This is a genomic window from Kitasatospora sp. NPDC097691 (assembly GCF_040302665.1).
Lineage (GTDB): Bacteria > Actinomycetota > Actinomycetes > Streptomycetales > Streptomycetaceae > Kitasatospora.
Genome location: NZ_JBEORY010000135.1, coordinates 1 through 1,317, shown reverse-complemented (window position 1 = coordinate 1,317; position 1,317 = coordinate 1). Strand labels below are relative to the sequence as shown.

General features: G+C 70.2%; 1 protein-coding gene. It reads right to left on the bottom strand.

The genetic code is table 11. From position 1 onward, the window contains the following. Positions 1-392 precede the first annotated feature (392 nt). Positions 393-1,226: a DUF4123 domain-containing protein gene (locus ABTY56_RS38660; protein ID WP_350634379.1), complete on the bottom strand. Its 834-nt coding sequence runs from the start codon at positions 1,224-1,226 to the stop codon at positions 393-395. Positions 1,227-1,317: the final 91 nt, after the last annotated feature.

The window sequence follows — 1,317 nt, the reverse complement described above, 5'->3', positions numbered from 1 at the left end:
GTCTTTGTTTGGCGTCTTCCCAACATATCTCCGACGTCTCTTTCTGGACTGGCGTTGCTTAACAGCTTCGCACAGCAGATCGCAATTGGGTTCGTCCGCTTGTTTGTCGCCGCCGCTCCCTGCATTCCGCGCGTTCTGTCCTCGCCCGCGGCTACCTGATGCACGTCCGCCGGCGCTACCCGAACCACTCGAACCGCGCGCCCCACCGCTGCCGGGCCCGCCACCACCGACGCCGAACCCACCGCCGATCTTGGGGTTGCCGTACGGATCGACGAACGCCGGCCCCGGACTCAGCGGATCGCGAATGCGCGGCGTGTCGAAGGATGGCGAGCGCGCATCGGACGCCGAAGGCAGGTTGTCGTCAGTATCGCTTGGTCCGCCGCCACCGGCCATCAGAACATCTCCCGCCCGGCATCGAGGCGCTCGACGATCCGCGTCCACATCCGCTCGAACCGCGCGCTCGGATCACGGCCGTTCGCACGATCCGCGAGAAAGGCGCGCGTCGCCGCCTCGTGCCCCGCGAAGTCGGGCTGGGCGCACAGCCACGCCCATTTGCGCAGCTGCGGACCCTCGTGCAGCCCCAGGGCGCGCGCCTGCGCTTCGGTGCGCACGACGCCTGCGAAGAGCGTGCGGTCGTCGAGATCGGCGAGTTCCTCCGCGCAGTGCCGCCGCAGGTAGGCCACCGTGTTCCACCGGAAACGCTCGGCGTACTGCGCATCGAGCTGGGCGATCTGCTCGGGCGTGAAGCGAAGCGGTCCGGCCGGCGCATCCGGCAGGCCCTCCGGGCGGCGGATCAACGCTACACCGCGTCCGTAGCCGGCATCGAGCGCGACGCCTTGCGAGGGGCCGAGGAGGCGGGCGGCCTGCTCTTCGTCGAGCAGAGGCGCCACCGAGGCCAGCACTCGCGGGTCCCAGTGGCGGAACAGCAGGCGCTCGTGCGTCGCGCCGGCCGGCTCGACGAACGCGTCTGCGTCTGGCCCAAGACGTGGCCGGCGCGGGAACATCACCTCGTTGAGGCCGCGCAGGTGCCGGTGGAGCGCCGCCTCACCCGCCGGGCATGACCAGACCACCAGAGCGGGATGTCCGCCTGCCACGGAAAGAACGCGATCGATCCGAGCGGCGTGATCGACGCCGCCCAGATCGACGAGCCAAGGGCCAGCCAGAAGCGTGTCCCGATCGCCCTCGTCGCGGAAGAGCGAACGATGCGTGAGCCGGGCGGCGGTCACCCCCGAGCACTTCCTCCCCGTCGGACGCAGCGGCGACGTCCTCGAGCGCATGGTCGCCGCCGTTCGACCCATCGCCGTGTCAGCCGACCAG